Annotated in this window: 5 protein-coding genes; 3 read left to right on the top strand and 2 right to left on the bottom strand. The window is 40.3% G+C overall.

The window, feature by feature from the left end:
- The coding region (locus tag FJ218_10680) for a fibronectin type III domain-containing protein (protein MBM4167365.1) at positions 1–781 on the bottom strand (781 nt) is incomplete at its 3' end.
- Positions 782–876: 95 nt separating this feature from the next.
- Positions 877–1830 carry a 1,2-phenylacetyl-CoA epoxidase subunit A gene (gene paaA / locus FJ218_10685; protein ID MBM4167366.1) on the bottom strand — a complete coding sequence of 318 codons (954 nt, stop codon included), beginning with the start codon at positions 1828–1830 and terminating at the stop codon, positions 877–879.
- A gap of 276 nt (positions 1831–2106) precedes the next feature.
- Here paaA and FJ218_10690 point away from each other — a divergent pair, with 276 nt between their 5' ends.
- The 3 genes from FJ218_10690 (at position 2107) to FJ218_10700 (ending at position 5258) form a co-directional block, all read left to right on the top strand.
- Entirely contained in the window at positions 2107–2949 is an 843-nt protein-coding gene (locus FJ218_10690; protein ID MBM4167367.1) for a 3-hydroxybutyryl-CoA dehydrogenase, read from the top strand.
- A 158-nt stretch (positions 2950–3107) separates the two neighbouring features.
- On the top strand, positions 3108–3527 hold the full coding sequence (gene tnpA, locus FJ218_10695; GenBank protein MBM4167368.1) for an IS200/IS605 family transposase: 420 nt from the start codon (positions 3108–3110) through the stop codon (positions 3525–3527).
- A 159-nt stretch (positions 3528–3686) separates the two neighbouring features.
- On the top strand, positions 3687–5258 hold the full coding sequence (locus FJ218_10700) for an acyl-CoA carboxylase subunit beta (GenBank protein MBM4167369.1): 1572 nt from the start codon (positions 3687–3689) through the stop codon (positions 5256–5258).
- The last annotated feature ends 248 nt before the right edge of the window (positions 5259–5506 follow it).

Consider the following 5506-nt stretch of genomic DNA (forward strand, 5'->3'; position numbering starts at 1 on the left):
GCTCAATCAGAAATCCCGTTTCAAAATTACTGTTGTCAGTCCAGTTTAATGCAACGGAAGTATCAGCAAGGAAAGTAGCAGTTAAATTGGTCGGTGCGGGGAAAGTCGGAGAGCCATTTTTTGCAACATAACTGCTAAAGTTGTGAGACGATTTTGCTCGCACTCGAAAATAATACGTTTGCAAAGTAAGAAAAACTCCGCTCAAAGTTTTTGATGTAATGTTTGCATTTACAGAATCAACAAGTGTGTAATTTGTTCCGTTTGTTCCCTGCTCAATCAAGAATCCCGTTTCATAATTGCTGTTGTCACGCCATTGTAATTGCACTGCAGTATCAGCGAGAAATGTTGCAGTTAAACTATTGGGAGCATAAAAACTGATGTGCAGCGTATCGGAGTTGCGGGAGTATGCGCCGTTGTTTATGTCCGCTCGCGCTCGTATGCGGTAGGAGTAACTGTTGCTAACAGAAAAACTACTGCGGTGTGTATAGGTTGTTGCTCCTTTGTCGGTCAACCCTACTTGTTCAAACGCGGCGTTGTTGGTGCTGAGTTCAATAATAAACTGCACGCGAGGTAAATACTTTTTCACATATTTCCATTGGAGCATAACAGCAGTATCGGCGTACATCGTTGCGCTTACGTTTGTGGGCGCGGGGAGTTTTACATCCGTATCATAGGGATTATCGTTTTCATACTCCTTGCAACTCCAGTTACAAAGGAGGAAGTAAGAAGTAAGAAGGATGAAAACTCGCCGTGGCGAGAGGAAAAGGAAGTTGTTATTCATAAAGTTGTTTTTTTTTGCCATTAATTACACGAATTGGCACGAAAAAAAATCAGTGAAGGACGAAATATAAACCATTCACTTACATTTTACATTGATTATGAAACTTCTTCGATTGATTTCTTCCGCGCATATTCACTTGCCGCTTCGCGAACCCATTTTCCGTTTTCATCGGCGTTGCGGCGGGCTTTCATTCGTTCTGCATTGCACGGACCATTTCCATTTATCACGTTGTAAAATTCTTCCCAATTTATTTCTCCAAAATCCCAATTGCGTGTTACAGAATTAAATTTCAAATCTTTATCGGGCAATGTTAAGTTCAAAATCTTCGCTTGCGGAACGGTGATGTTCACAAATCGCTGACGCAAATCATCGTTGCTTTCCATCTTTACTCCCCAACGCATAAGTTCAGCAGAGTTTGGAGAATTTGCATCCGATGGACCGAACATCATCAACGATGGCCACCACCAGCGATTAACCGAATCTTGCACCATCGCTCGTTGTGCTTCAGTTCCACGAGCAAGCGTTGTTACAATTTCATAACCTTGTTTCTTGTGAAAATTTTCTTCTGAACAAATTCGCAACATCGCTCTCGAATACGGACCGTATGAACTTTTCGCCAGCATTGTTTGATTCACAATTGCTGCGCCATCAACGAGCCAGCCGATAACTCCCATATCCGCCCAACTTAATGTAGGATAATTAAATATGCTCGAATACTTTGCTTTTCCCGCGAGAAGCGCTTCGACCAATTCTCTTCTGTCAACTCCCAATGTTTCTGCGGCGCAATACAAATACAAACCGTGTCCACCTTCGTCTTGAACTTTTGCGAGCAACACTTTTTTTCTCCGTAATGACGGTGCGCGCGTAATCCAATTTCCTTCCGGCAACATTCCGACAATTTCACTGTGGGCATGCTGCGAAATCATTCGTATCAATTGTTTGCGATAACGTTCCGGCATCCAATCTTTTGGTTCAATTTTTTCTCCGCGAGCAATTTTTGCTTCAAACGCTTTTAGTAATTGCGGATTTTCTTCTTCTGCTGTTTTCACTTTTTAAACTAAAATTTTGTGAGCAAAACTATTGAAAGTAGTTCTTTTGGCAAAATAAGTGAAATGGATTCGAGGAGTCCAGCGGTATAGGATTCGAGTGAAATATTTATACACTTAACCACTTGACCACTTGACCACTTGAACCATCGAATCCTCGACCACTTTTTTTCTCAACGCAACTTTATTAATTTTTCCCACAATTTTTCAACTTGTAACTCGCAACTCGCAACTCGCAACTCGTAACTCGTAACTCGTAACTCGCAACTCGTAACTTATATGAACATCGGCATCATCGGTTTTGGAACAATGGGAATCGGCATTGCACAATCTGCTGCAAAAGCAAATCACACAGTGTACGCTTTCGACATTGATAAAAAGTTCCTCAAATCAAATTTTGAAAAACTCAAAAAAGAAATTCAATCGTCAGTTCAAAAAGGAAAATTGACTTCAGAAGTTGGAGAAAAAATTCTTTCGAACATTTACACAAAAACTACGTTAAAAGATTTATCCGAATGTTCAATCATCATCGAAGCAATTGTCGAAGATATAAAAGTAAAAGGCGAACTTTTCAAAGAACTTGATTTGCTCACATCGGAAAAAACTATTCTCGCTTCGAACACTTCTTCAATTTCCATTACATCCATCGCATCGCATACAAAAAAATCCGACCGAGTTGTTGGTTTGCATTTTTTCAATCCCGCGCACATAATGAAATTGGTTGAAGTTGTAAAAGGATTTCATACTTCTGATGAAATTGTAACTGCAACAGTTGAGTTCTCACAATCGCTGGGAAAAATTCCCGTCGTATGCAAAGATACTCCGGGATTTATTGTGAACAGAATTGCGCGACCATTTTACGGAGAAACACTACGATTACTTGGCGAAGGAGTTGCAACAGTTGAAGAAATTGACCGCATCGTAAAACTCGAAGGCGGATTTAAAATGGGACCGTTTGAATTGATGGACTTAATCGGAATTGATGTGAATCTCGCCGTTACGCAATCCGTGTACGAACAATATTTTCACGAACCGCGTTATCGTCCGCATATCATTCAGAAAAAAATGGTCGAATCAAATCAACTCGGAAGAAAAACGGGAAAAGGATTTTATACCTATTGAAAACTCAATCGCATTACCGTAAACGGTAATGCTGAACGAAGAAAGAATCATAAATGATTCTGAAAAACATAGATTTACATCATCCCGATTTATCGGGATTTCTTCGTCCAGCAATACCATTTATGGTATTGTTCAAAAATGAATAAACAAAAAATATTATGAGCCAAGTATTCTACAAAACATTTTACCACATAGTTTGGTCAACATTAAGTCGTCAACCAATAATTACTCCAGAAATTGAAAAAGTGTTGCTCCCATTTTTCGATAACAAAACAAAACGTTATTCTTGCTCATTGTATGGAATTGGTGGAACGGAAAATCATATTCATATTGCTATTTTAATTCCTCCGGCAAAATCGGTAAGCGATATAGTCGGAAAACTGAAAGGAAGTAGTTCCTATTTTCTCAATAAAGAATTGCAAATCACAAAAAACTTTACGTGGCAAGATGGGTTTGGTGTTCTCTCATTTGCAGAAAAAGATTTGAAAAATATTCTGCGATACATTCACAATCAAAAAGAACATCATAAGAACGGAACACTAAATGAAGTGATGGAACGAATAGAAACGGATATTTAACTTCACACATTACCGTAAACGGTAATGCTGAACGAAGAAAGAATCATAAATGATTCTGAAAAACATAGATTTACATCATCCCGATTTATCGGGATTTTTTCGCCCAGCGTAACCATTTATGGTTACGTGAATTGATTTTACTACAAACAAAATTTTCAAATGAACAACAAACTCACCCAACTTCACACTCTCAAACAACAATCACTTCTCGGTGGAGGAGAAAAACGCATTGAAGAACAACATAAAAAAGGTAAACTCACAGCACGCGAACGATTAGAAGTTCTTCTCGATGAAAAAAGTTTCGAAGAAGTTGATGCGCTCGTTGTTCATCGCTCGAAAGATTTCGGTTTGGAAAAAGAACAATATCTCGGTGATGGCGTTGTATGCGGAAGCGGAACAATTGATGGACGATTAGTATTTGTGTTCAGTCAGGATTTTACCGTGTTCGGCGGTTCACTTTCCGAAGCGCACGCTGCGAAGATTTGCAAGATAATGGATATGGCAATGAAAGTCGGTGCGCCAATCATCGGACTCAACGATAGCGGCGGCGCGAGAATTCAAGAAGGCGTTGTGTCGCTTGGCGGTTATGCGGATATTTTTTTGCGCAACACGCTTGCTTCGGGAGTTGTGCCGCAAATTTCCGCAGTGCTTGGTCCGTGTGCTGGCGGCGCAGTGTATTCTCCCGCAATCACCGATTTTATTTTTATGGTGAAGAACACGAGTTATATGTTCGTTACCGGTCCCAACGTTGTGAAAACTGTAACGCACGAAGACGTTTCGTTTGAAGATTTGGGCGGAGCAGTTACACACGCAACCAAAAGCGGTGTTGCACATTTCGCGTGTGAAAATGAAATCGAATGTATGCGCGCGATTAGAAAATTATTCAGTTACATTCCTTCCAACAATATTGATGATGTTCCTACGTATGAAACGAATGTCGAAGATTCGCTGCGGCGAAATGATTTCAATCGCGAAGATGAAAAATTAAATTCCATCATTCCTGAAAATCCGAACAAGCCGTATGATATGAAAGACGTGATTAAACTCGTTGTTGATGACGGAGATTTTTTTGAAGTGCATGAACTCTACGCGCAAAATATTCTCGTTGGATTTGTGCGGCTCGCAGGAAAATCAGTTGGCATTATTGCGAATCAACCATCATCGCTTGCCGGCGCGCTCGACATTGATGCAAGCATAAAAGGCGCGCGCTTTATTCGTTTCTGCGATGCGTTCAATATTCCGTTGCTCGTGTTTGAAGACGTTCCGGGATTCTTGCCGGGAACTGACCAAGAGTGGCGCGGCATAATCAAACACGGCGCAAAACTTCTCTACGCATTCGCCGAAGCAACGGTTCCGAAAGTTACGGTGATTACTCGCAAAGCGTACGGCGGCGCGTATGACGTTATGAACAGCAAACACATTCGCGGCGATTTTAATTTTGCCTATCCCACAGCGGAAATTGCCGTGATGGGACCAAAAGGTGCAGTAGAAATTTTATATCGAAAAGATGTGAACGGTAAAGAAAAATCAGAAGCAGAAAAATTTCTTTCGGAAAAAGAACAAGAGTACCGCGAGAAATTTGCAAGTCCGTACATCGCTGCACAACGCGGTTACATTGACGATGTGATTGAACCAAAAACCACGCGCTCAAAACTCATCCGCGCATTTCAAATTCTCGAAAACAAAGTTGATGTAAATCCGAAAAAGAAACACGGGAATATTCCGTTGTAGAGATGTGAGGAGATGGAGTCCACCTTACTTTAAAATCACCAATAAGTTTTTATGTTTTGTAACAGTTGTTTAGAAAAGGTGGGCTCCATCTGTTCTGTTTTTCCAAGTGAAAGATGGAGTTCACTTTTTCGATTTAGACTGAGAAATTTGCAAATTACTTTGCTGTTTATAAAGTAAAGTGGACTCCATCTCTTCCTATATAAAACAATTCTATGCAACTCTATCCTGAAAGTTATTACCACCTCTAC

It is taken from the genome of Ignavibacteria bacterium (genome assembly GCA_016873775.1).
Taxonomy (GTDB): domain Bacteria; phylum Bacteroidota; class Ignavibacteria; order UBA10030; family F1-140-MAGs086; genus JAGXRH01.